The organism is Streptomyces sp. RPT161 (assembly GCF_027533845.1).
Lineage (GTDB): Bacteria > Actinomycetota > Actinomycetes > Streptomycetales > Streptomycetaceae > Streptantibioticus_A > Streptantibioticus_A silvisoli_A.
Map to the genome: position 1 here is coordinate 22,620 of NZ_JAPZVN010000035.1, position 21,825 is coordinate 44,444.

Below are 21,825 nucleotides of genomic sequence, written 5' to 3' on the forward strand. Positions count from 1 at the left end.
ACGTTCTCCTCGTATCGCCCGGCGGCGTAGCATTGGGCCGGGTTGGTGGCCGATCCTGGCAGAGTAGCCTTGCCCCAACAAGGGATTCCGTTGTTGCCTTTTGGTTACGCGACGGAATCTGTCTCCAAGGCGATCTGCACGCAACGGACGATGCCGCCCGCCGACAGATCATGGCAACCAGCAGGTTGCCCCGCGAGACCGCCCCAGCTTTACACTCTGCCGGAAGGCCGGGCACCGCGGATTCGCGCCCCCGCCCGACCAGACCGGAGGTCGCCGTGTTCCCCACCGTCGCCCAGGTCCTGGACCTCGAAGCCCTGCGCCGCGGCAACCCCCGGGTGGTGGCCGGGGGATCCGGCCTGGACGCACCCGTGCGCTGGGTGCACATCAGCGAACTCGCCGATATCGCGGGCATGCTGCACGGCGGCGAACTGGTGCTGACCACCGGCGTCATGCTGCCCACCGACAAGGAGTCGCTGGCCCGCTACATCGGCGGCCTCGCCGATGTGGGGGCAGCCGGCCTGGTCGTCGAACTCGGCCGCCGGTACGCGGACGAACTGCCCCGCCCGCTGGTACGCGCCGCCGAGCGGCGCGGCCTGCCGCTGATCGAACTGCGCACCGAGGTGCGCTTCGTGGCGGTCACCGAAGCCGTGCACGAGCACGTGGTCAACGCCCAACTCACCGAGCTGCGCGCCTCGGAGGCGGTCCACCAGATCTTCAACGAGCTGTCCGTCGAGGGCGCGGAACCGGCCGAGGTGGTCCGGGAGGTGGCCCGGCTGGCGGGGGCGCCGGTGGTGCTGGAGAACCTCACCCACCAGGTGCTCGCCTTCGACCCGGCGGGCGGCGATCCGCAGGCGCTGCTGGACGGCTGGGAGCGCCGCTCCCGCGGGGTGACCACGGCCGGGCGCACCGGCCATGACGAGCGCAGCGGCTGGCTGGTGACCGCGGTCGGCGCCCGCGGCCGGGACTGGGGCCGGCTGGTCGTCGTCGGCGAGCCGTCGGCGGTCCCGCCGGCCCGGCTGACCGTCGTGCTGGAGCGCGGCGCCGCCACCCTGGCGCTCAACCGGCTGCTGGAGCGCGACCTGGAGTCGCTGGAGCGGCAGACCCACCGCACGCTGCTGTCCGGCATCCTCACCCATGCCCTGACCGTCTCCGACGTGGCGCTGCGCGCCCGGGCGCTGGGGGTGCCGCTGGAGGGCCGACGGCTGGTCGGCGTCATGCTGCGGCTGCGCGGCGGACCCGCGTCGGCGGCGCTGGAGGCGGAGGCGAGGCTGCGGGACTTCACGGAGACGGCCGCGCAGGCGGCCCGGGAGCGCGGACTGACCGCGCTGATCGGCGGGCTGGACGACGGCGGGGTCGGCATGCTGGTCTCGCTCGGCCCGGCGGACGAGGAGCACGCCGCGCTGGAGGGCTTCGCCGCCGCCCTGGACCGGCTGGTCGAGCCCGGCGCGGACGCTCCCGCGTTCCTGATGGCGGCCGGTTCGTCGGTGGGCTCGCTGCGCGACGCCCGGCGCACCCTGCTGGAGGCCGCCCAGGTCGCGGACGCGGCCCTGCACTCGCGCACCCGCAAGGCGGGCACGTACTACCGGCTGCCGGACGTACGGCTGCGCGGCCTACTGCATCTGCTGCGAGACGACGCCCGTCTGCAGACGTACGTGGAACGGGAGTTGGGGCCGCTGCTGGCGTACGACGCGGAGAACGGCACCGATCTGGTGGGCATACTCGGCGTCTACCTGTCCAACGGCCGCAACAAGTCGGCGGCCGCCGACGCCGCCCACATGTCCCGCCCGTCCTTCTACGACCGGTTGCACCGGGTGGAACGCGTCCTGGCCACCGACCTGGACCAGGTCGAGTCCTGCCTCTCCCTGCACGTGGCCCTGCTCGCCCTGGAGGCGGTGCGCCGCTAGCGGCCCGCCCGGGCCGGGCGCAGCGCCTCCCGGGTGGCCGCACCGTCCCAGACGGTCTGGAACGCCAACCGCAGGCACCCGGCCAGCGCCGGGTGTTCGATGTACAGGGCGGTGGTGGCCCCGGTCCCGGCCACCGGGTCCGGCATGTCGCACAGCACCAGCGACCCGTCCGCGACGATCAGCTTCAGCGGCAGGTCGGCGGCGAACCGCGCCTCCTCCCCCGCCTTCCCGAAGTGCTCGACGTTGTCCATCATCGCCGGGTCGTCCAGCACGTCGTACGTGTAGATCGCCCGCACCGTCCCCTCGGCGCGGCGCAGCCTCCGGGTGGCCTTGATCCCGGCGGTGTTCTCGGTGGGCGCCACGAACGGCGGCTTGCAGAAGCTGAGCAGTTCGCGGCTGGCCTGCTCCTGGATGTCGGCGAACCGCTCGGAGATCGCCTTGGGGTCGCGCAGCACCTCGATGTAGTCCAGCGGGTTGGACTGCGAACGCCCCTCGGACCACACCGGCAGCAGGGCGGAGACCAGTCCGGTGGAGACCCGCTCCATCCGGTCCAGCGCCTCCCGCTGCTCCGACATCAGCCGGGTGAGCGCGAGTTCCGGCGCGATGGCGGAGAAGGTGGCGACCTTGCCGGGGTGCGCCGTGGCCAGCCGGCGCCGCACCAGGGCGTCGAGTACGTCGTAGATGCGTTGCCGCGGTACGTCCGCCTCGCGGGCGACCTCGGCCGCCGTGTAGGACTCGCGCCTGATCAGGGCGAGGTAGACACGCGCTTCATACCGGGCCAGCCCGAGCGATACGAGCTGGCCTACGGACTGCTCATCCGGCTCCATGGCAGGACACCGTATACGTCTCAGCCGTGAAGCCAACCCTATGGATTTTCCATTTCCCGGTTGTCACCCGATGAAGCGTTCGCTAACTTCATCGCAGCCACCACTCAGTGTGGTGACAAAGGGGGAGGCAGGGGGCTTTCGGCCCCTCCATCTCCCCGGACCGCACTTTTCCGCACGGCACCCGCACTCTCCACCGGTCACGGCCCCGCCGTTGATCACTTGTCATGCGCAGACCACCCTGTCCTGCGCATCCCCCACTGGAGGGCATGTCCATGCGCTCGAAGCGACACTCCGGCAGACGCATGGCGAGAACCGCCGCCACGGCGCTGCTGTCCACAGCGGCACTGGTGAGCGCCGGTCTTCTCGCCGCCACCCCGTCGTCCGCCACCGCGTCCCAGACCACCGCGCACACCCGGAACCTGTGCAACCAGCACACCCAGCCCGGCCAGGAGGCCTGCCTCGCCGAGGTGCGCACCGACGTGATGCAGCACCTGCACCTGTCCCCCAACGCCACGCCGTCCGGCTACGGCCCCAGCGACCTGCAGAGCGCCTACAACCTGCCGTCGGCCTCGGCCGGTTCGGGCCAGACGGTGGCCATCGTGGACGCGCAGGACGACCCCAACGCCGAGTCCGACCTGGCCACCTACCGTTCGCAGTACGGCCTGCCGGCCTGCACCACGGCCAACGGCTGCTTCAAGAAGATCGACCAGAACGGCGGCACCAACTACCCGACCGCGGACAGCGGTTGGGCGGGGGAGATCTCCCTCGACGTGGACATGGTCAGCGCGGTCTGCCCGCAGTGCCACATCCTGCTGGTCGAGGCGAACAGCGCCAACATGTCGGACCTGGGGGCCGCGGTGAACCAGGCCGTCGCCCAGGGCGCCAAGTACGTCTCCAACAGCTACGGCGGCTCCGAGGACTCCACCGACACCAGCTCGGACAGCCAGTACTTCGACCACCCGGGCGTCGCCATCACCGTCAGCGCCGGTGACAGCGGCTACGGCGCGGAGTACCCGGCCGCCTCGCGGTACGTGACCTCCGTCGGCGGCACCTCGCTGACCCGCGACTCCAGCGCCCGCGGCTGGTCGGAGTCGGTGTGGAACACCAGCAGCACCGAGGGCACCGGCTCCGGCTGCTCGGCGTACGACACCAAGCCGTCCTGGCAGACCGACAGCGGCTGCTCCAACCGGACCATCTCCGACGTCTCGGCGGTCGCCGACCCGGCCACCGGTGTCGCCGTCTACCAGACCTACGGCGGCTCCGGCTGGAACGTCTACGGCGGAACCAGCGCCTCCTCGCCGATCATCGCCTCGGTCTACGCCCTGGCCGGCACACCGGCGGCGGGCAGCTACCCCGCGTCCTACCCGTACGCGCACACCTCGGCGCTCAACGACGTCACCAGCGGCAGCAACGGCAGCTGCTCCCCGTCGTACCTGTGCACCGCGGGCCCCGGCTACGACGGCCCGACCGGCTGGGGCACCCCGAACGGCACCGCCGCGTTCACCAACGGCTCCAGCACCGGCAACACCGTGACGGTGACCAACCCGGGCAACCAGTCGACCGCCGTGGGCACCTCGGTGTCGCTGCAGATCAAGGCGAGCGACTCGGCCAGCGGACAGACGCTCGGCTACAGCGCCACCGGCCTGCCCGCCGGACTGTCCATCAACTCCTCGACCGGCCTGATCACCGGTACCCCGACGACCGCAGGCACCTCCAACGTGACGGTGACCGCCAAGGACTCCACCGGCGCATCCGGCTCGACCTCCTTCACCTGGACGGTCGGCGGCTCCGGCGGCGGCTGCAACGCGCAGCAGCTCATCGGCAACCCGGGCTTCGAGACCGGCACCGCCGCGCCCTGGTCGGCGACCCCGTACGTGATCAACAACGACCCGACCGAGCCGCCGCACTCCGGCAGCTGGAACGCCTGGCTCGACGGTTACGGCTCCAGCCACACCGACACGCTGTCCCAGTCGGTGACCATCCCGGCCGGATGCCACGCCACCCTCAGCTTCTGGCTGCACATCGACACCGACAAGACCTCGTCGACCGCCTCCGACAAGCTGACGGTCCAGGCCGGCTCCACCACCCTGGCCACCTACTCCAACCTGAACGCCAACTCGGGTTACGCGCAGAAGTCGTTCGACGTCTCCTCCCTCGCGGGGAAGACGGTCACACTGAAGTTCACCGGGGCCGAGGGCTCCGGAGCGCAGACGTCCTTCGTCATCGACGACACGGCGCTCAACATCAGCTGACGCCGTAGGCCACCGGCACAGAGGCGGGTCCGGGCTTTCGCCCGGACCCGCCGTACGCTTCGCTTCTCCTTCGGGGGCAAGTCCCCTGCTCCCGTGGGCGGTTGCCCCCGACTACCTCAACCGCAGTTCCCAGTAAGCGTCTTCGTGGTTGGTTGTCGGTTCGAAGTCGAACTGCAGGGGGGTCAGCCCCGGCGGGACGTCGAAGGCGAAGACGACCTTGGAGACCTGGCCGGGCCGCAGTACGTCGGGGAAGTCCTCGGCCAACTCGCCGGTGGAGGTGGAGATCAGCTGAAGGTCGGTCTGGTCGCCCCCGGCGGTGCCGTAGTAGGTGTAGTCGCCGAGGTGCAGGTCCGCGTCGCCGGTGTTGCGCACGGTCACGGTGAAGCGGTAAGCGGTGTCCCCCGCGGTGTAGCCGTCGGCGCCCGCGGGCGGGGTGAAGCGCTGCGGGGTGGTGGCGGTGACCTGCGTTCCGTCGTCGAACCTGGCGGTGCCGTCGGCGCCCAGCGGCTTGTCGTAGGTCCCGCGGGCCGAGGTCAGGGCCACGTCCGCGGCGCCGAAGAGCCCGTTGTACGAGGTGGCGACCAGCGCGATCACCGCGATCGACACGGCGATGGCGGCGGCGCCGAGGATCGTCCCGCTCAGCGCCTGTCCGCCGTTGGTCGCCTCACCGCGGCGCGCCCGGCGACGGCCGATGAGGCCGAACACCACCGCCAGAACGCCGAGCGGCAGTCCGAGCACCACGCCGAAGCAGGTGACGGCGGCGACGGTGCCGACTATGCCCAGCACCAGGGCCGCCGTGCCGAGCGCGTTGCGCGGCGCGGGGTGCAGCCAGGCGGCGTACGGGTAGCCGGGGTAGGCGGGTGGGCAGGCCGCCTGGTACGGGTCGTACGGCCCGTTGGGGGGCGGTGGCGGACAGGCGTCCCGGGGGGTGTCCCGCGGGGAGGGGGGCACGGCGTCCTGCGGCGGTGCCCACGGGTCACGGCGTTCGATTCGTGACCGATCGTGTTGCTCGTCGGACATCGCAACCTTTCCTCTAGGTACGTCCCGCAATGTTATGGCCTACGGCCGACGGGCGGCCCGGTACGCACGTCTACGATGGGCCGGTCCGCGCAACCGCAGGAGGGGACCCGTATGACCGCCAGTTCCGCACCGGCCGCACCCGCCGGACTCGACGTCTTCATCGCCGGACTGCCCAAGGCGGAACTGCACGTCCACCATGTCGGTTCGGCCTCGCCGCGGATCGTCGCGGAACTCGCCGCACGGCACGCCGACTCGAAGGTACCCGCGGATCTCGACGCGCTCGCCGAGTACTTCACCTTCCGCGACTTCGCCCACTTCATCGACGTCTACCTGTCCGTGGTGGACCTGATCCGCGACGCGGCCGACGTACGTCTGCTGACGTACGAGGTCGCCCGCGACATGGCGCGGCAGAACATCCGCTACGCGGAGCTGACCATCACCCCCTACAGCTCGGTGCGCCGCGGGATCGCGGCGGAGGCCTTCATGGAGGCCATAGAGGACGCCCGGGTGGCGGCCGAGCGGGAGTTCGGCACCGTGCTGCGCTGGTGCTTCGACATCCCCGGTGAGGCGGGCCTGCAGTCGGCGGAGGTGACCACGGAGCTGGCGCTGAAGCACGGTCCCGACGGCCTGGTCTCGTTCGGTCTCGGCGGTCCCGAAATCGGCGTGCCCCGCCCGCAGTTCAAGCCGTACTTCGACCGCGCCCGGGCCGCGGGCCTGCACAGCGTGCCGCACGCGGGTGAGACCACAGGACCGCAGACCATCTGGAGCGCGCTGCGCGACCTGGGCGCCGAGCGCATCGGCCACGGCACCAGCGCGGTCCAGGACCCCGCGCTGCTCGAGCACCTGGCCGAGCACCGCATCCCGCTGGAGGTCTGCCCCACCTCCAACATCGCCACCCGCGCGGTGGCCACTTTGGACGAGCACCCGATCCGCGCGATGTCCGACGCCGGTGTGCTGATCACCGTCAACAGCGACGACCCCCCGATGTTCGGCACCGACCTGAACACCGAATACGCCGTCGCGGCGCGGCTGCTGGGGCTGGACGCGGCGGGGGTGGCCGCGCTGGCGAAGAACGCGGTCGAGGCGTCGTTCATGGACGGCGTGTCGAAGGCCAGGTTGAACGCCGAGATCGACACCTACACCAAGGCGTTGGCGGCTGGCGCTTGATCTTGACGCGCGGGTCAGGGGCTAACGTCGGTGCGCCGTAAGGCGGTTGAGGCCTTACGGTCCGTCCGCGTGGCCCTGAGGAGCGCCGATGAACGCCCTGCCCCGTACCTCCCGCGAGGTCCGTCTGCTGACCCGTCCCGAAGGCCTGCCGGAGCCTGGGCACTTCGAGGTGGCCGAGGTACCGCTGCCCGAGCCAGGACCCGGTGAGGTGCTGGTGCGCAACCGGTACTTCTCGGTCGCCGCCCTCCTCCGCTCGCTGATCAGCGGTGAACCGCAGGGGTCGCCGATGCCGCCGCTGCGGCCCGGGGACACCCTGTACGGCGCCGCCGTCGGTGAGGTCGTCACGGCACCGGACGCCCCCGGGCTCTCCCCGGGGGCCCTGGTGAGCCACTGGTCCGGCTGGCGCGAGTACGCGGCGGTGCCGATCGACCAGTGCCGTCCGCTGGAGGACGTGCTGCCCGACCCGGCGCACCACCTGTCGCAGGGCGCGATCGCCTACGCCGCGCTGACCTCCACGGTCGAACTGTGCCCGGGGGACACGGTGTTCGTCTCCGGGGGCGCCGGCTCGATCGGGTCGATGGCGGCGCGGATCGCACGGCTGCTGGGCGCGGGCCGGGTGATCGGCAGCACCGGCTCGCCCGACAAGGCCGCACTGCTGGTCACCGAACTCGGCTATGACGCCGCGGTGGTGCGCGGTGCGGGCCCGATCGCCGAGCAGTTGGCGAAGGCGGCGCCGGACGGCATCGATGTCCTCTTCGACAACGTCGGCGGCGAGCAGTTGCGGGCGGCGGTCGCCGCGGCCCGTACCGGCGCGCGCTTCGCCCTGGTCGGAGCGCTCTCCGGGCAGCTGTCACCGGACGGCCGGGGCGACACCGCGCCGGTCGAACTCGACACCCTCCAACTGATCCTGAAGCAGATCACCATGCGCGGCTTCAGCGGGTTCGGCCGTCCGGACGCGGAGGCGCAGTGGACCCGGCGGTTCGCCGACTGGCTGCGCTCGGGTGAGATCACCTTCCCGCACGTGCGGGTCGCGGGACTGGAACGGGCACCGCGGGCGTTGACCGATGTGATCGCCGGTCGATACGTGGGGACCGTGATCGTCGAACTCTGAGCGGGGAGCGGGTGGTTGGACATGCGCATCGGCGATGCGGCGGCGGCCGCGGGTGCGACGGCGCGGGCGCTTCGATTCTACGAGCAGCGCGGGCTGCTGCCCCCGCCACCGCGCACCGCGACCGGGCAGCGGGAGTACGGCCCGTGGCAGATCGCCCGGGTGCGGCTGATCCGCGAACTGCTCGATCTCGGCCTGACCGTCGAGGACGTCCGCGCGTGCGCGCACTGGCTGGACCTGGTCGAGGGCGACACCCTGCCGCCGTGCGGTGCCGTCCCCGGGGCCGCGCCCGGCGTGGCGGCGCGCCGACTCGCCGCCCTGGACGCGCAGATCGACCGGCTGACCCGGCTGCGGGAGCGCCTTGCGGCCCGGCTGGAGGGCGGGAGCGCGGCCGCGTAGGAGGATGCGCGGGCCCCGGGTCACTGGTGTGAGCCGGAGCCCGGCGCTGTCCGGCGTCAGTCCAGCGACGTCATCACGTGCTTGATGCGGGTGTAGTCCTCGAAGCCGTAGGCCGAAAGGTCCTTGCCGTAGCCGGACTTCTTGAAGCCGCCGTGCGGCATCTCCGCGACCAGCGGGATGTGGGTGTTGATCCACACGCAGCCGAAGTCGAGCTTCTTGGACATCCGCATGGCGCGGCCGTGGTCCCTGGTCCACACCGAGGAGGCGAGCGCGTACTCCACGCCGTTGGCGTAGGCGACGGCCTGGTCCTCGTCGGTGAAGGACTGGACGGTGATGACCGGGCCGAAGACCTCCTTCTGGATGATCTCGTCGTCCTGCTTCAGTCCGGAGACGACGGTCGGGGCGAAGAAGTAGCCCTTCTCGCCGACCCGGTGGCCGCCGGTCTGGACCTTGGCGTGCGCGGGCAGCCGCTCGATGAAACCGGTGACCTGCTGGAGCTGGTTGGCGTTGTTGAGCGGGCCGAACAGCACGTCCTCGTCGTCGGGCTGGCCGGTCTTGGTGTCGGCGGCGGCCTTGGTGAGCGCGGCCACGAACTCGTCGTGGATGGACTCGTGCACCAGCACCCGGGTGGCGGCGGTACAGTCCTGGCCCGCGTTGAAGAAACCCGCCACCGAGATGTCCTCGACGGCCTTGGGGATGTCGACGTCCTCGAACACCACGACCGGGGCCTTGCCGCCGAGTTCGAGGTGGACGCGCTTGAGGTCCTTGGACGCGCTCTCGGCGACCTGCATGCCCGCGCGTACCGAGCCGGTGATCGAGGCCATCGCGGGCACGTCGTGCTCGACCATCAGACGGCCGGTTTCGCGGTCACCGCAGATGACGTTGAAGACGCCCTTGGGCAGCACGTCCCCGATGATCTCGGCGAGCAGCACGGTCGAGGCGGGCGTGGTGTCCGACGGCTTGAGCACCACGGTGTTGCCCGCGGCGATGGCCGGGGCGAACTTCCAAACCGCCATCATCATCGGGTAGTTCCACGGCGCGACCTGCGCGCACACCCCGACCGGCTCCCGGCGGATGATGGAGGTCAGGCCCTCCATGTACTCGCCGGCCGAGCGGCCCTCCAGCATCCGGGCGGCGCCCGCGAAGAAGCGGATCTGGTCGACCATCGGCGGGATCTCCTCGCTGCGGGTCAGACCGATCGGCTTGCCGGTGTTCTCGCTCTCGGCGGCGATCAGTTCCTCGGCCCGCGCCTCGACGGCGTCCGCGATCTTCAGCAGCGCCTTCTGCCGCTCGGCCGGAATGGTGTCGCGCCAGGCCGGGAAGGCGGCCGCGGCCGCGGCCATCGCCGCGTCCACGTCGGCCGCGCCGGACAGCGGGGCGGTGGCGTACACCTCGCCGGTGGCCGGGTTGACGATGTCCGTGGTGCGACCGTCGGCGGCATCCCGGAACTGCCCGTCGATGTAGTTGCGCAGGGTGCGCGGCTCGCTCACTGCCTTCTCCCGTCCTTCGTGCGGTGTGCTGTGTCCGATGGGTGAGACATCACTCACCCTAGCCGCTGAACGAGCGGATTCGACATACCCACCCCCCTCGAACAATGGAATCAGTAATTTCTCATTCGCATCTCAACGGATTTCATCGCCAGGGGCTTGCGTGACGGACGAGTCCTCATGCACAGTGGCTGCGTGGCCACACGTACACCCGACCCGAAGGACCGCAACGGCGCTCCGGTGATCGACTCCGTTTCCAAGGCGATCATCGAGCAGCTGCAGGAGGACGGACGCCGCCCGTACGCCGCGATCGGCAAGGCGGTCGGCCTGTCCGAGGCAGCCGTCCGGCAGCGGGTCCAAAAGCTCCTCGACCAGGGCGTGATGCAGATCGTCGCGGTCACCGACCCGCTCACCGTGGGATTCCGGCGACAGGCGATGGTCGGCATCAACGTCGAAGGCGACCTGGAACCGGTCGCCGACGCACTGGCCGGGATGGGAGAGGTCGAGTACGTCGTCATGACGGCGGGCTCGTTCGATCTGCTGATCGAGATCGTCTGCGAGGACGATGACCATCTCCTGGAGATGATCAACAAGCGGATCCGCGCGCTGCCCGGCGTGCGGTCCACCGAGAGCTTCGTCTACCTCAAGCTCCGGAAGCAGACCTACACCTGGGGAACCAGATAGCCATGAGCTCGGACCTGTCAAAGTCTGCGTACGACCACCTGTGGATGCACTTCACGCGCATGTCGTCGTACGAGAACACCCCCGTACCGACCATCGTGCGCGGCGAGGGCACGTACGTCTACGACAGCAACGGCAAGAAGTACCTCGACGGCCTCGCCGGCCTGTTCGTCGTGCAGGCCGGCCACGGCCGCCGCGAGCTGGCCGAGGTCGCCGCGAAGCAGGCGTCGGAGCTGGCCTTCTTCCCGATCTGGTCGTACGCCCACCCAAAGGCGATCGAGCTGGCCGAGCGGCTGGCGCACCACGCGCCCGGCGACCTGAACAAGGTCTTCTTCACCACCGGCGGTGGTGAAGCGGTCGAGACCGCCTGGAAGTTGGCGAAGCAGTACCACAAGCTGAAGGGCAACCACACCAAGTACAAGGTGATCTCCCGCGCGGTCGCCTACCACGGCACCCCGCAGGGCGCGCTGTCCATCACCGGACTGCCCGCGCTCAAGGCGCCGTTCGAACCACTGGTGCCCGGCGCGCACAAGGTCCCCAACACCAACATCTACCGCGCCCCGATCCACGGCGACGACCCGGAGGCGTTCGGCCGCTGGGCCGCCGACCAGATCGAGCAGCAGATCCTGTTCGAGGGCCCGGAGACCGTCGCCGCGGTCTTCCTTGAGCCGGTGCAGAACGCGGGCGGCTGCTTCCCGCCGCCGCCCGGGTACTTCCAGCGGGTCCGCGAGATCTGCGACCAGTACGACGTGCTGCTCGTCTCCGACGAGGTCATCTGCGCCTTCGGCCGCCTCGGCACGATGTTCGCGTGCGACAAGTTCGACTACGTGCCGGACATCATCACCTGCGCCAAGGGCATGACGTCCGGCTACTCGCCGATCGGCGCCGCGATCGTCTCGGACCGCGTCGCCGAGCCGTTCTACAAGCAGGACAACACCTTCCTGCACGGCTACACCTTCGGCGGGCACCCGGTCTCCGCGGCGGTGGCGCTGGCCAACCTCGACATCTTCGAGCGCGAGGGCCTCAACCAGCACGTCCTGGACAACGAGTCGGCGTTCCTGAAGACCCTGCAGAAGCTGCACGACCTGCCGATCGTCGGCGACGTGCGCGGCAACGGATTCTTCTACGGCATCGAACTGGTCAAGGACAAGGCCACCAAGGAGACCTTCACCGGCGAGGAGTGCGAGCGCCTGCTGTACGGCTTCGTCTCCAAGAAGCTGTTCGAGAACGGCCTGTACTGCCGGGCCGACGACCGCGGCGACCCGGTGGTGCAGCTCGCCCCGCCGCTGATCTCCGACCAGTCCACCTTCGACGAGATCGAGCAGATCCTGCGCTCGGTGCTCGGCGAGGCGTGGACCAGGCTGTGACCCGGCACGCGCGGCCGGCCTGATCCGGGCCGTCCGCTGCTCCACCGGGGCCGCCGGTCGTGACCGATCCCCTTCGCACTCGTTCAACGGTGCGAAGGGGATTCGTGCTTTCCCGGACCGGACTGTCCCGGCAACGACGAGCAGCGGAGGTGCGCGGCATGGTGGCCCCGCCGGACAACGACGTGCTGTGGGGGCGCGGCCTGCGCCATTCCCATCAGGGTTCACCCGCCCTGCTCGGGGTCTCCGTCGGGGTGCGCGACGGAGAGATCCTGGGCATCGTCGGCCCGCGCGGCGCGGGCAAGACCACCTTGCTGAAGTGCCTGTCGGGGCAACTGGTGGCGGACGAGGGCGAGGTGTGGTTCAACAGCGCGCCGGTGCACACCCTGCCCGGCGCCGCCCGCGAGCGGCTGCGCCGGGAGTGCTTCGGGTGGGTGGGCAGCAGCCCGCAGCTGGTTCCGGAGCTGACCGCGTGGGAGAACGCGGCGCTGCCGCTGCTGCTGTCCGGCGCCACGCACCGCGCCGCGCGGAACTCCGCGCAGGAGTGGCTGGACCGGCTGGATGTCGGCGAGTGCGCGCGACGACGCCCAGGTGACCTGCTGCAGGCGCAGCGGCAGCGGGTGGCGGTCGCCCGGGCACTGGTGCCCCTGCCGGAGGTGATCTTCGCGGACGAGCCGACGGCGCCGCTGCACCGCGCCGATCGGGCGCAGGTGCTGCGCACGCTGACCGCGGCGGCCCGCACCCATGGCATCACCGTGCTGCTGGCCACCCATGACCCCGAGGTCGCCGCGTTCACCGATCGGACCGTCGCGCTGGTGGACGGCCAGCGGGCAGCGGCCCTGCCGAACGGGCCGTGGCCGGAGGAGGGGGTGGCGCCGTGCTCAGCCTCCGCCTGATGCGCCGCGCGCGACCGCTGTCACTGCTGCGGCGGCTGCTGGTGGTCGCGGCGTCCGCGGGCACCGGATTCCTGCTGCTGGCCGCGGTCGGCCATGCGCTCGGTCATCCGCAGGACCCCTCCGCCGGACTGGTGCGGCTGGCCTGGTGCGTGGTGCCGCTGGCGACGGCGGTCCATCTGACGGTCGCGGTGGCCCAGACCGAGACCGGGGAGCGGGCGCATCCCGGGCTGGTCGCGGCGGGTCTCGGCCGGTCGTGGCTGCCGGTGCTGGCCGCGGTGTCCACGGGGGTGAGCTGTCTGCTGGGCAGCCTGGTCGCGCTGGGGGTGTTCCTGTGGTTCCGCGAGCGGCTGGCGGGCGTGCTGCCGCTGCCGGTCGCCGGGATCGCCACGCTGCTGGTGGTGCTGCCGCTGGTGGGCGCCGCCGGGTCGTTGCTGGCGCTGCGGCGACGGCGGCGGGCGGCGACCGTCGCCGGGCTGCCGTGGGGTGTGGCGCTGACCGCGGCCGGCCTGGCCGTCGAGGTCTACGCCAGCCGCTGGACCCGCCCGGCCGCCGGTACCGCGCTGCCGCTGCCCGGCGGGCTCGGGGCGATCGCGCCCGCGGTACTGGTGGGTTGGGTCCTCACCGCCTCTGGTCTGGTGCTGGCCGGGCCGGGCCTGGTGCACTTCGGCGGACGGCTGCTGGCGGCCTTCCGGCCCGGTGCGGTACGGCTGTTGGCGGGGCGCACGTTGCAGACGCAGGCGGCGCGGGTGGGACGTCCGCTGGGGGTGCTGTGTGCGGTGGCGTCGGCGGCGCTGGCGGCGACCGTGCTGCACTCGGCGCGGCCGTTGGGGCCGCTGACCGGTCTGGGTGCGGCGCTGGTGCTGGCGTGTACGACGGCCACGGCGTGTACGGCGGCCACCGGTTCGGCGCAGGCCTGCGAGGTTCTGGAGGAACTGGCGGCCCCGGCCCGGGTGTTGCGCCTCGCGGCGCTGCTGCGGTTGCTGGTCGTACTCGCCGTGCTGGCACCGGTCACCTGGGCGGTCGGCCAACTGGCCGCCCTTCCCTTGGCGCGGTAGCGGCTGGGGTTCACGGTCGGCGCGGCACCGCCGGACTGCGCCGTCGTGGTCGCGCGCCGCCGCTGCGCCCGTCCTTGAGGGCAAGCCCGCGAAGCCCGGCTGCGGCCCGGAAGTTCGGCCATTGCGTCCGCACGACTGTGCGCCGCGGCGGCGAGCGGTTCCGGCATCGGAGTCCGGCGGTGCCCCCGGCCACGGGCACACGGCGCGGTGTCAGCTGAAGACCGGGTGGAAGGCGCCCGCCAGTACGCTCACCGTCACCGCGCCCGCGGCCAGGGCGGTGCTGACGGCGATGAAGGCGGCGTCCGCCGCGGTGAAGTGCTGGCGGCGGGCGCTGGTGCGCGGCACACCGGAGTCGAAGCCGCGGGCGTCCATCGCGGACGCCAGACGGGTGCCGCGCCGGATGGCGCCGACCAGCAGGGTGAACGTCGCCGAGGCGAACAACCGCAGCCGGGCGACCGGATTGCGCCCGGGGTCCACGCCGCGGGCCCGCCGCGCCGCGTTGATCAGCTGCCACTCCTGTCCGAGCAGCGGCACCAGCCGCCATGCGGCGAGCGTGCCGATGGCGAACCGTGCGGAGACCCGGGCGTTCTGGATGAGCGCGTCGGCGAGGTCGGTGGGGTCGGTGGTGGCGAAGACCAGTACGCCGGGCAGTGCCACCGCCACGATCCGCAGACCGAGTGCGAGGGCGTCGGTGAGGATGTGCTCGCGGTCGGCGGCGAACAGGAAGAGGGTGACGACCGCGCCGAGCACGCTGACCAGCAGCGGCCAGGCGCGCCGGGCCAGTGCCGGGTAGCGGATGCCGAACAGCGGTACGACGGCGAGTTCCACGGCGAGCGCGATGCCCGGCGCGACCGGGTCGAGGCTGATGACCAGGGCGAGCGCGAAGACGGCCGCGGCGGCGAGCTTGGCGACCGGGTTGCGGCGGGCCAGTGGGGCCGCCGGGTCGGCGATGGGGGCGGTGCGGTTCATGCGGCGGCCAACGGCTGTGGTTCCAGGCGCAGTTCGCGCGCGTCCAGGGCGGTGAGGAAGTCGGCGTCGTGGGTGACGGCGACGATGCCGTGGCCCTCGTCGCGCAACTGGGCGAGCAGCGCGACGAGTTCGGCCCAGGTGCGCCGGTCCTGGCCGAAGGTGGGCTCGTCCAGGATGAGCAGGCGGGGTGCGGCGGCCAGTGCGGTGGCGACCGACAGTCGGCGCTGTTCTCCGCCGGACAGGGTGTGCGGGTTGGCTTCGGCGAGGGCGTCGAGGCGTAGCCGTTGCAGGAGTTCGTCGATGCCGTCCGGTCGGGCGGCGCCGAGGGCGAGTTCGTCGCGCACCTTGGCGGTGACGAACTGGTGCTCGGGGTTCTGGAAGACCGATCCGATCCGCCGGGCCAGTGCGGGGGCCCGCCACTTGTGCGGCGGGGTGGCGGCATCGGCTCCGGCGAGTTCGCCGGTGGCGGTGATCCGGCCGCCGCTGGGGGTGAGCAGTCCGCCGAGCAGTAGGGCGAGGGTGGACTTGCCCGCACCGTTGGGTCCGAGGACGGCGAGCGCTTCGGCGGCCCGTACCGTGACCGGGCCCAGGTCGCGCAGGACCGGGCGGTAGCTGAGGGACTCGGCGCGCAGCAGGTCATCGCCGGGCGTCAGCCGCGCGGGGTGGGCGAGCACGGGGTGGTCCGGCACCCACACGCCGTCGGCGGCGAGTTGGTCGCCGTGGCGGGCGAAGACCTGCTCGGGCGGGCCGTCGGCGCGAATGCCGCCGCCGGGTTCGAGGACGATGACACGGTCGAGCTGCCCGGCGAGTTCGGCGATGCGGTGCTCGACGATGATCTGCGTGGTGTCCTCGATTCCGGCGAGCACCTGGCGTACCAGGGCGGCTCCGGCCGGGTCGAGGTTGGCGGTGGGCTCGTCGAGCAGCAGCAGTCCGGGGCGGGTGACGAGTGCTCCGGCGAGGGCGAGCCGCTGCTGTTCGCCGCCGGACAGCGCGCCGGTGGACCGGTGAGGGCCGTAGGGGAAGCCGACGCGGCGCAGCGCGGCGTCGACCAGCGCCGGGATCCGGTCCGGCGGGGTGCCGCGGTTCTCCAGGCCGAAGGCGACGTCGTCGCCCGCGCGTTCCATGACCAGTTGGGACTGCGGGTCCTGGAAGACGATCCCGGTACGGGGGCGGGCCTCGCGCGGGTCGAGCCCGTCGATCTCGATGCTGCCCTCGCGCTCACCGGAGTCGGGGGGAAGCAGTCCGGCGAGGGCGGCGAGCAGGGTGGACTTGCCCGCGCCGGACGGGCCGAGCAGGGCCACCCGTTCGCCGTGCCGGATCTCCAGGTCGACGCCGCGCACCGCCCATCGGCGGCGTCCGGCGTGCCGGTGGCCGAAGCCGCGCAGCCGTACCGTGCTCATCGGTCCTCAGACGGCGGCGCGTTCGCGGCCGGACGGGAACGGGTCCAGGGCGCCGGTCTGGGCGAGGGACTTGGTCAGCGCCAGGCTGCCCAGTCCCGCGATGGCGGCCGAGCTGATGGTGACCAGCACGGTGTAGCCGATCTGCCAGACCAGGGAGTCGGCCCCGTAGTACAGGGCGTTGTCCATCAGTGAGGCTGCGAGCCCGGCCAGCGCGCCGCCGGCCAGCGCGGTCGGCCAGCGCCACACCCGGTAGCCGGTGAACGCGAAGCCGAACTCACCGGCCATGCCCTGCAGCACCCCGTACAGCAGGGTGACCAGACCCCAGGGGGAGCCGAAGAAGGTGGCGACGGTGGCGGCGACCACCTCGCAGAAGATGCCCGCGCCGGGCTTGCGGATGACCAGCGGCCCGAGCACCGCGGGCACCAGCCACACACCGTAGATCAGTCCGCGGGCGGGCAGCGGTATGGCGCTGGCGACCCCGTCCCACAGCGAGTTCCACGCCCAGAACACCACGCCGAAGGCGGCGCCGAGGACGGCGGTGACCACGATGTCGACGGTGCGCCATCTGGTCGAGGGCAGACTGCTTGCGTTGGCCGAAGGCATGGCCGAACTCCCTTCGCCGGCATGACCCGGATCAGGTTCGAGGGTCTGCGGCCACCCGGCCGCACTCTCAGCGCTGGACGCGCTCCCCTGTCGGAAACGAACTCAGTTGCACATTTGTGCGAAGCTACGATATCAGTGCGCCGTCAGCGCTCTGCAGCGGCAAGCTGCCCGCACGCTCCGTCGATCTCCTGGCCGCGGGTGTCCCGCACGGTCACCGGCACGCCGTGCGCCTCCAGCGCGCGGACGAAGGCCCGCTCGTCCTCGGGGCGGGACGCGGTCCACTTGGAGCCGGGGGTGGGGTTGAGCGGGATCAGGTTGACGTGCACCCGGTGGCCCTTGAGCAGTCGGCCCAGCAGATCGGCCCGCCACGCCTGGTCGTTGATGTCCTTGATCAGCGCGTACTCGATGGAGACCCGGCGGCCGGAGACCTCGGCGTAGTGCCAGGCGGCGTCGAGCACCTCGCGGACCTTCCACCGGGTGTTGACCGGCACCAGGGTGTCGCGCAGCTCGTCGTCGGGGGCGTGCAGGGAGAGCGCGAGACGGCACTTGAGGCCCTCGTCGGCGAACCGCAGCATGGCCGGGACGAGCCCGACCGTGGAGACGGTGATGCCGCGCTGCGACAGTCCCAGGCCGTCCGGCTCCGGGTCGGTCAGGCGGCGGATGGCGCCGATGACCCGGTTGTAGTTGGCCAGCGGCTCGCCCATGCCCATGAAGACGATGTTCGACAGCCGCGCCGGGCCGCCGGGGATCTCACCGTCGCGCAGCGAACGCATTCCGGCGACGATCTGGTGCACGATCTCGGCGGTCGACAGGTTGCGCGTCAGACCCGCCTGACCGGTGGCGCAGAACGGGCAGTTCATCCCGCACCCGGCCTGCGAGCTGATGCACATGGTGACCCGGTCCGGGTAGCGCATCAGCACGGACTCCACCAGCGTGCCGTCGAACAGCCGCCACAGCGTCTTGCGGGTGGTGTCGTCGTCGCACGATATGTGCCGGACCACCGACATCAGGTCGGGCAGCAGATCGGCGGCGAGCCTCTCGCGGGCCGCCGCCGGGATGTCGGTCCACTGCGCCGGATCGTCCGCGTAACGCGCGAAGTAGTGCTGCGAGAGCTGCTTGGCGCGAAACGGCTTCTCGCCGAGACCGGCGACCGCCTCCCGGCGCTCGGCGGGGCTGAGGTCGGCAAGGTGCCGCGGGGGCTTCTTGGCCCCGCGCGGCGCTACGAAGGTGAGTTCTCCGGGTGCAGGCATGGTCCGTCCAGTGTCGCAGATCGTCTTTCGCGACCTGCGCCACTGCTGCTTCGTTGGGGCTGTCTCTGGTGGTTGTTGGTGGTCGCTGGGCCTCCTCGGACGGCCCACAGACGGCCCAGCACCGAGCGGCGGACCAGGGAGAAAGCCCGATCCTGGCGCACTAGCGTGCCCGACGGCTCGGCACAGTACCTGCGAGTCTCCCGGCTACGCTCGCGCGGGAGCGCCCCGCGGCGCGTGGCCGCGAGGCGCCTTGTGGGGGTTAGTCGATCTTCTCCCCGTTGTGCGTGCCGCCCTTGCAGACGTTGTGCGCCAGATCGGGCGTTCCACCGCCCTGCGTGCACTGAGAAGGGGTGACGTAGGACGGGCCACCCCGTGCGGTGGCGGCGGTGGCGGTGGCGGCGCCCGTGAGGCCGAGTCCGGCGAGGGCTGCCGCGGCAATGACGGCGGCGAGGCTTCGTCGCATGCGCATTTGGTTTCCCCTTTCACGGATTGCCTCGATTGGGGCACTAGACAGCATGATCCTCACCCATGTGGGTGGCACGTCATGTTGCGCCATTCGGGTGACAGTGCGGCGGGTGCAGGGTCGCTGACGCGACCCGTCGGACAGGCCCTAGAAGGCCCCCGGCGGCCGGAGCTGCCGGGGGCCTGTGCGCGCTCGTCACGCCAAAGCTTCGGCTACGGCACCCATGCTCGACGTGATCGCGTCAGCACCGGCGGCACGGAGCGCCTCGGGCTTGTGGGACTTGTTGGCGAAGCCGATCGCCTTCACCCCGGCGGCATGGGCAGCTTCGACATCCGTCACAGAATCGCCGATCAGCACGCATTCATCGGCACGCTTGCCCAGTGCACGCACTGCTCGGTGCACCGAGTAGGGGTCAGGCTTCATCCGCTCTGGCTGGCGTTCGGGAAGCGGCCCCAGAGGACACCGCCCCCACCCTGCCCAACCCGCTGTATGACGCGCACCCGGGCATCCGCCGCCCACACCGGCCCGGTCCGACACCCCACCCGGAAGTGTTCTGCGGGTGGCTGGGCGAGACCGTGCACCATCTGGACCCCACATCCGAGGCCGACCCTGTCGCCGTGCTGGTCAACCTCATCTCCGCTGCCGGAGCCATCATCGGCCCCAAGCCCCACCTGTGGGTGGGCAACGACCGCCACCCCGCCCTGATTTGGGCCTTGACCATCGGCGCCACCTCCGCCGGACGTAAGGGTTCCGCCACCTCGACCGCCCGCCGCCTGCTGGCCGTGGCGTTCCCTGAGTTCTTCGGGCCCGACCACACCCCCCGCGGTCTGAACTCCGGCGAAGGACTGATCGAGTACGTCAAAGACGACGACAGCGACAACGCCTCGCCCGCCAACCTCGACAAACGGCTGTGGGTCGTGGAATCGGAGTACGCCGTCACCATGAGCCGCGGACGGCGCGAAGGGAGCAGCCTGCCCGGGGTCCTGCGGCAAGCCTGGGACGGCGAAGATCTCGGCTCCATGGTCCGCGACTCCATGAAGGCCACCAGCCCGCACATCGCCATCCCCGGGCACATCACCCCCGACGAGTTCCGGGCCAAGATGCAGGACTCGGAAATGGCGGGCGGCACATACACCCGGTTCCTGCCGATCTTCTGCCACCGCAACCTGATCCTGCCGGAATCCCGCGGCGCGGACGCGCAGCTCATCGACAACCTCGCCCACGGCTGGCGCACGGTGCTCAACGACGCCGCCATGGTCGACCAGGTCCAACTCAGCCCGCACGCTCGGGCTTTGTACCGCGATGAGATCTACCCCGAGCTGACCGACGACGCCAGCCAAGGCGCGATCGCGGAATTCGCCGCCCGAGCAGCCCCGTACGTACAGCGCGTCGCCATGGTCTACGCCCTGTGCGACCACACCGACTCCATCGCGGAGCCGCACATGCGGGCCGCATACCGGCTCATCCAGTACGCCCGCGCCACCGCCATCCACCTCCTCGGCGCCACCGGCGGTGACCCACATTCGGGAGCTGGTTCACGCTCTCGAAAGTGATCCGATGGCAGGAAGCTACGCGCGAACGATCTACAGCAACCTTCGGGCGGTGCTCTCCTCCGCCGTGGATGACGGATTCCTGCCCCGCAATCCGTGCGGCGCCAAGTCCGTCCGCCCCCCCCGGCCGCCAACGGGGCCCGCCTCGTTCCGTGGCTCCCAGAGCAGGTCTTCGCGGTGCGTGCCGCTCTGCCCGAGCGTTACCAGGCCATGACCGATGTAGGCGGAGGTTGCGGGCTTCGGCAAGGGGAGATCATCGGGCTTGCCGATGATGCCCTGGACTTCGAAGCCGACACGCTGCACGTGGTGCGGCAGGTCAAGCTGATTCGGGGCGTCGCCGTATTCGCGCCGCCGGAGTGCGGCAAGGAGCGGGACGTGCCGCTACCCGCCTCCGTGGCCGTAGCTCTCCGGGCGCACGTGGATCAATACAAACCGGTGGAGATCACCCTCCCGTGGAAGACGCCGGAGGGACCGAAGGTGACTCACCGGCTGCTGTTCACGAACACCGCGGGAGGGATCGTCTGGCGGAGCAACTTCAACATCCAGGAATGGAAGCCCGCTCTCGCTGCGGCTGGGCTCATTCCGGAGCCGGAGCAGGGCCAGCCGTACGTCTCGGCGCGTGAGCACGGGATGCATGCCCTGAGGCACTTCTACGCTTCGGTACTCCTGGACGCCGGGGAGAGCATCAAGGCCGTCAGCGAATATCTGGGCCACACCGACCCCGCCCTGACGTTGCGGGTGTACGCGCACCTGATGCCGAATAGCAAGGAGCGGGCTCGGCGCGCTGTCGACGCGGTTCTGTCAGCGGACCGCTAGGCATTTACCTCCTCGGGGGTCTCCCCCGAGGAGGTGTGCCCCGCCGTCTGCCCCGCCCTGCTCCGTAGCGCAGCCTCGTACTCCCGACGGTGTGCCGTTGCCTCCTGTGTGAGGGCCGTAGGTGGCGGCAAAGGATCTTCTCTGAGGAAGGCTCCGAGGCAGCTCAGTGCCTCGTAGGGGAGGTCATGCGCCCCCTGCATGCGGTCTGGGTAAGAACCTTTGGTGCTCTGAAAGACGAGCATGCTGGCGGTCACGATGTCTCCAATGCGTTCGGCGAGAGCACGCTCTGGAAGCCTGACGAGCGCGAGCCGAATGCGCTGGTGATGCTTAAGGGCCGCCAAGCGAAAGGGTTTCATGACGCTCTCCGGCGCCGCCTCTTCCGGGTACGTCCCAGCAAGGTCCTTAAGGGCGATGAGCTCTTGGGAGATTGCGTCGACAGTTTCCCTGGCAAGCCGTTCCCGCTGCTCTCTACGAGCTTCAGACCGCTGGTGACGCTGGGTGACCAGCGTCGTGGCGATCGATCCTCCCGCGCCTACCAGCGCGCCGACGAGACCCGAGACCCCACTTATCCACGCTCCTGCGTCCACGGGAACATACTGGTCGAGGTGCTGTTC

The 21,825-nt window shown here is 71.1% G+C and carries 20 protein-coding genes, 1 pseudogene and 1 riboswitch; of the genes and pseudogenes, 12 read left to right on the forward strand and 9 right to left on the reverse strand.

The features are described from left to right. The first annotated feature begins 275 nt into the window (after nt 1-275). Nucleotides 276-1,904 (forward strand): PucR family transcriptional regulator, encoded by a 1,629-nt coding sequence (locus O5O46_RS33840; protein ID WP_269859508.1) that lies wholly within the window; start codon nt 276-278, stop codon nt 1,902-1,904. Here O5O46_RS33840 and O5O46_RS33845 read toward each other — a convergent pair. Continuing rightward, nucleotides 1,901-2,731 (reverse strand): TrmB family transcriptional regulator, encoded by an 831-nt coding sequence (locus O5O46_RS33845; protein ID WP_269859509.1) that lies wholly within the window; start codon nt 2,729-2,731, stop codon nt 1,901-1,903. The genes O5O46_RS33840 and O5O46_RS33845 overlap by 4 nt on opposite strands. Before the next feature lie 272 nt (nt 2,732-3,003). Between O5O46_RS33845 and O5O46_RS33850 the strand changes: the two genes are divergently transcribed. Continuing rightward, nucleotides 3,004-4,983: a putative Ig domain-containing protein gene (locus tag O5O46_RS33850; RefSeq protein WP_269859510.1), complete on the forward strand. Its 1,980-nt coding sequence runs from the start codon at nt 3,004-3,006 to the stop codon at nt 4,981-4,983. 111 nt (nt 4,984-5,094) lie between these two features. Here the strand turns inward: O5O46_RS33850 and O5O46_RS33855 are convergent, their stop codons facing one another. Next, a complete protein-coding gene (locus tag O5O46_RS33855; protein ID WP_269859511.1) occupies nt 5,095-6,003 on the reverse strand; it encodes a DUF4190 domain-containing protein in 909 nt (302 codons plus the stop codon). Between the two features lie 111 nt (nt 6,004-6,114). On the opposite strand from O5O46_RS33855, the gene O5O46_RS33860 reads away from it, so the two are divergent. From O5O46_RS33860 to O5O46_RS33870, 3 genes are all read left to right on the forward strand, one after another. Beyond that, nucleotides 6,115-7,170: an adenosine deaminase gene (locus O5O46_RS33860; RefSeq protein WP_269859512.1), complete on the forward strand. Its 1,056-nt coding sequence runs from the start codon at nt 6,115-6,117 to the stop codon at nt 7,168-7,170. A gap of 88 nt (nt 7,171-7,258) precedes the next feature. Then, a complete protein-coding gene (locus O5O46_RS33865; RefSeq protein WP_269859513.1) occupies nt 7,259-8,281 on the forward strand; it encodes an MDR family NADP-dependent oxidoreductase in 1,023 nt (340 codons plus the stop codon). Between the two features lie 21 nt (nt 8,282-8,302). Further along, nucleotides 8,303-8,677: a MerR family transcriptional regulator gene (locus tag O5O46_RS33870; protein WP_269859526.1), complete on the forward strand. Its 375-nt coding sequence runs from the start codon at nt 8,303-8,305 to the stop codon at nt 8,675-8,677. A 56-nt stretch (nt 8,678-8,733) separates the two neighbouring features. Here the strand turns inward: O5O46_RS33870 and O5O46_RS33875 are convergent, their stop codons facing one another. Next, nucleotides 8,734-10,167 carry a gamma-aminobutyraldehyde dehydrogenase gene (locus O5O46_RS33875; protein WP_269859514.1) on the reverse strand — a complete coding sequence of 478 codons (1,434 nt, stop codon included), beginning with the start codon at nt 10,165-10,167 and terminating at the stop codon, nt 8,734-8,736. A gap of 177 nt (nt 10,168-10,344) precedes the next feature. On the opposite strand from O5O46_RS33875, the gene O5O46_RS33880 reads away from it, so the two are divergent. The 4 genes from O5O46_RS33880 to O5O46_RS33895 all read left to right on the forward strand — a co-directional run bounded on the left by O5O46_RS33880 (nt 10,345) and on the right by O5O46_RS33895 (nt 14,160). After that, nucleotides 10,345-10,848: an Lrp/AsnC family transcriptional regulator gene (locus O5O46_RS33880; protein WP_269859515.1), complete on the forward strand. Its 504-nt coding sequence runs from the start codon at nt 10,345-10,347 to the stop codon at nt 10,846-10,848. Between the two features lie 2 nt (nt 10,849-10,850). Continuing rightward, complete coding sequence (locus O5O46_RS33885) at nt 10,851-12,212, forward strand: aspartate aminotransferase family protein (protein WP_269859516.1); 1,362 nt, start codon at nt 10,851-10,853, stop codon at nt 12,210-12,212. Between the two features lie 158 nt (nt 12,213-12,370). Beyond that, the gene (locus O5O46_RS33890; RefSeq protein ID WP_269859527.1) at nt 12,371-13,105 is read left to right on the forward strand and encodes an ABC transporter ATP-binding protein; all 735 of its coding nucleotides are present in this window, start codon (nt 12,371-12,373) and stop codon (nt 13,103-13,105) included. Continuing rightward, nucleotides 13,105-14,160, forward strand: coding sequence for a hypothetical protein (locus tag O5O46_RS33895; RefSeq protein WP_443072695.1), 1,056 nt, complete (start codon nt 13,105-13,107; stop codon nt 14,158-14,160). Before O5O46_RS33890 ends, O5O46_RS33895 begins: the two co-directional genes overlap by 1 nt. 210 nt (nt 14,161-14,370) lie before the next feature. Here O5O46_RS33895 and O5O46_RS33900 read toward each other — a convergent pair whose 3' ends face one another. The 6 genes from O5O46_RS33900 to O5O46_RS33925 all read right to left on the reverse strand — a co-directional run bounded on the left by O5O46_RS33900 (nt 14,371) and on the right by O5O46_RS33925 (nt 19,268). After that, nucleotides 14,371-15,129, reverse strand: coding sequence for an energy-coupling factor transporter transmembrane component T family protein (locus tag O5O46_RS33900; RefSeq protein ID WP_269859518.1), 759 nt, complete (start codon nt 15,127-15,129; stop codon nt 14,371-14,373). Beyond that, on the reverse strand, nt 15,126-16,529 hold the full coding sequence (locus O5O46_RS33905) for an ABC transporter ATP-binding protein (protein ID WP_269859519.1): 1,404 nt from the start codon (nt 16,527-16,529) through the stop codon (nt 15,126-15,128). Before O5O46_RS33905 ends, O5O46_RS33900 begins: the two co-directional genes overlap by 4 nt. Before the next feature lie 6 nt (nt 16,530-16,535). Beyond that, nucleotides 16,536-17,132 (reverse strand): ECF transporter S component, encoded by a 597-nt coding sequence (locus O5O46_RS33910; protein ID WP_269859520.1) that lies wholly within the window; start codon nt 17,130-17,132, stop codon nt 16,536-16,538. Continuing rightward, nucleotides 17,123-17,231: riboswitch (TPP riboswitch) on the reverse strand. Its footprint overlaps the gene before it by 10 nt. A gap of 44 nt (nt 17,232-17,275) precedes the next feature. Further along, nucleotides 17,276-18,382 carry a 23S rRNA (adenine(2503)-C(2))-methyltransferase RlmN gene (rlmN, locus tag O5O46_RS33915; RefSeq protein WP_269859521.1) on the reverse strand — a complete coding sequence of 369 codons (1,107 nt, stop codon included), beginning with the start codon at nt 18,380-18,382 and terminating at the stop codon, nt 17,276-17,278. A gap of 259 nt (nt 18,383-18,641) precedes the next feature. Then, nucleotides 18,642-18,851, reverse strand: a complete 210-nt coding sequence (locus tag O5O46_RS33920; RefSeq protein ID WP_269859522.1) for a hypothetical protein — start codon at nt 18,849-18,851, stop codon at nt 18,642-18,644. Between the two features lie 189 nt (nt 18,852-19,040). Next, nucleotides 19,041-19,268: an HAD family hydrolase gene (locus tag O5O46_RS33925; RefSeq protein ID WP_269859523.1), complete on the reverse strand. Its 228-nt coding sequence runs from the start codon at nt 19,266-19,268 to the stop codon at nt 19,041-19,043. Between the two features lie 518 nt (nt 19,269-19,786). Here O5O46_RS33925 and O5O46_RS33930 point away from each other — a divergent pair. The 3 genes and pseudogenes from O5O46_RS33930 to O5O46_RS33940 form a co-directional block, all read left to right on the forward strand. After that, a complete protein-coding gene (locus tag O5O46_RS33930; RefSeq protein WP_443072698.1) occupies nt 19,787-20,398 on the forward strand; it encodes a DUF3987 domain-containing protein in 612 nt (203 codons plus the stop codon). Then, a pseudogene (locus tag O5O46_RS33935) lies at nt 20,364-21,211 on the forward strand (tyrosine-type recombinase/integrase); the annotation flags it as partial. The gene O5O46_RS33930 and the pseudogene O5O46_RS33935, both read left to right, overlap by 35 nt. Nucleotides 21,212-21,396: 185 nt before the next feature. After that, the coding region (locus O5O46_RS33940) for a hypothetical protein (protein WP_269859524.1) at nt 21,397-21,825 on the forward strand (429 nt) is incomplete at its 3' end.

Bases quoted from the DNA above. Each gene is read 5' to 3' on its own strand.
- O5O46_RS33860 (WP_269859512.1), top strand. From the start codon at position 6,115: ATGACCGCCAGTTCCGCACCGGCCGCACCCGCCGGACTCGACGTCTTC.
- O5O46_RS33855 (WP_269859511.1), bottom strand. From the start codon at position 6,003: ATGTCCGACGAGCAACACGATCGGTCACGAATCGAACGCCGTGACCCG.
- O5O46_RS33885 (WP_269859516.1), top strand. From the start codon at position 10,851: ATGAGCTCGGACCTGTCAAAGTCTGCGTACGACCACCTGTGGATGCAC.
- O5O46_RS33925 (WP_269859523.1), bottom strand. From the start codon at position 19,268: ATGAAGCCTGACCCCTACTCGGTGCACCGAGCAGTGCGTGCACTGGGC.
- rlmN (WP_269859521.1), bottom strand. From the start codon at position 18,382: ATGCCTGCACCCGGAGAACTCACCTTCGTAGCGCCGCGCGGGGCCAAG.
- O5O46_RS33920 (WP_269859522.1), bottom strand. From the start codon at position 18,851: ATGCGCATGCGACGAAGCCTCGCCGCCGTCATTGCCGCGGCAGCCCTC.
- O5O46_RS33890 (WP_269859527.1), top strand. From the start codon at position 12,371: ATGGTGGCCCCGCCGGACAACGACGTGCTGTGGGGGCGCGGCCTGCGC.
- O5O46_RS33900 (WP_269859518.1), bottom strand. From the start codon at position 15,129: ATGAACCGCACCGCCCCCATCGCCGACCCGGCGGCCCCACTGGCCCGC.
- O5O46_RS33845 (WP_269859509.1), bottom strand. From the start codon at position 2,731: ATGGAGCCGGATGAGCAGTCCGTAGGCCAGCTCGTATCGCTCGGGCTG.
- O5O46_RS33895 (WP_443072695.1), top strand. From the start codon at position 13,105: ATGCGCCGCGCGCGACCGCTGTCACTGCTGCGGCGGCTGCTGGTGGTC.
- O5O46_RS33870 (WP_269859526.1), top strand. From the start codon at position 8,303: ATGCGCATCGGCGATGCGGCGGCGGCCGCGGGTGCGACGGCGCGGGCG.
- O5O46_RS33910 (WP_269859520.1), bottom strand. From the start codon at position 17,132: ATGCCTTCGGCCAACGCAAGCAGTCTGCCCTCGACCAGATGGCGCACC.
- O5O46_RS33865 (WP_269859513.1), top strand. From the start codon at position 7,259: ATGAACGCCCTGCCCCGTACCTCCCGCGAGGTCCGTCTGCTGACCCGT.
- O5O46_RS33930 (WP_443072698.1), top strand. From the start codon at position 19,787: ATGAGCCGCGGACGGCGCGAAGGGAGCAGCCTGCCCGGGGTCCTGCGG.
- O5O46_RS33905 (WP_269859519.1), bottom strand. From the start codon at position 16,529: ATGAGCACGGTACGGCTGCGCGGCTTCGGCCACCGGCACGCCGGACGC.
- O5O46_RS33850 (WP_269859510.1), top strand. From the start codon at position 3,004: ATGCGCTCGAAGCGACACTCCGGCAGACGCATGGCGAGAACCGCCGCC.
- O5O46_RS33880 (WP_269859515.1), top strand. From the start codon at position 10,345: ATGCACAGTGGCTGCGTGGCCACACGTACACCCGACCCGAAGGACCGC.